The sequence below is a fragment of the Streptomyces poriferorum genome (assembly GCF_019399235.1).
Classification (GTDB): domain Bacteria; phylum Actinomycetota; class Actinomycetes; order Streptomycetales; family Streptomycetaceae; genus Streptomyces; species Streptomyces poriferorum.
The window spans coordinates 1-698 of sequence record NZ_JAELVH010000593.1 but is presented as its reverse complement, the minus strand read 5'-3'; the positions used below and the strand labels follow the sequence as shown (position 1 = coordinate 698).

Here is a 698-nt window from a genome sequence, read left to right as displayed (position 1 = left end):
TGGGCGGCATCGGGCTGCCCGGCGGCGCGGTCTTCATCGAGCGGGGCCGGATCCGGGGCCGCTGGCGGCACAGTCTGATCTCGGCGGCGGGCCCGCTGACGAACGTCCTGTTCGCGCTCGTGTGCACCGCGCCGTTCTGGCTGGACGCGCTGGACGGCGTCCCGGTCGCCTTCCGGTACGCCCTGGGGTTCCTGGCGCTGCTCCAGGTGACGGCCGCGATCCTGAACTCCGTGCCGGTGCCGGGGCTGGACGGTTACGGGGTGATCGAGCCGTGGCTCTCGCACTCGCTCCGGCGCACGGTGGAGCCGTTCGCGCCGTTCGGGCTCATCGCGGTCTTCGGTCTGCTGTGGGTCCCCGAGGTGAACGCGGCCTTCTTCGACGCGATCGACGCGATTCTGCGGTCGCTGGGCGTCAGTGAGTTCGAGACGTACTGCGGTCTCGACGCGTACCGGTTCTGGCAGACGCCGAATCCGGTCTGCGCGGTGAACGGGTAGGGACCGGCCCCTACGCGCCCTGCGCGGCCTGGGCGTTCACGCGCTGCCGGCGTACGTAGTACCAGGCCATGTTGGACGAGAGGCCGACCAGCAGCACCCAGACGATCCCGAGGAGCCAGCTGCCCTGCACGAAGGAGATCACGGCGGCTGCGACGGCGAGGACGCAGACGGCGATGGCGTAGAGAGCGAGGCGGGGCATGGGGG

Annotated in this window: 2 protein-coding genes; one reads left to right on the top strand and one right to left on the bottom strand. The window is 71.1% G+C overall.

The window, feature by feature from the left end; all coding sequences use genetic code 11:
- A partial coding sequence (locus JGS39_RS39885) for a site-2 protease family protein (protein ID WP_219574638.1) occupies window positions 1-494 on the top strand: 494 nt, incomplete at its 5' end.
- A 10-nt stretch (window positions 495-504) separates the two neighbouring features.
- On the opposite strand, the gene JGS39_RS39880 is transcribed toward JGS39_RS39885, so the two are convergent.
- Window positions 505-693, bottom strand: a complete 189-nt coding sequence (locus JGS39_RS39880) for a hypothetical protein (protein WP_219574639.1) — start codon at window positions 691-693, stop codon at window positions 505-507.
- Between the last annotated feature and the right edge of the window lie 5 nt (window positions 694-698).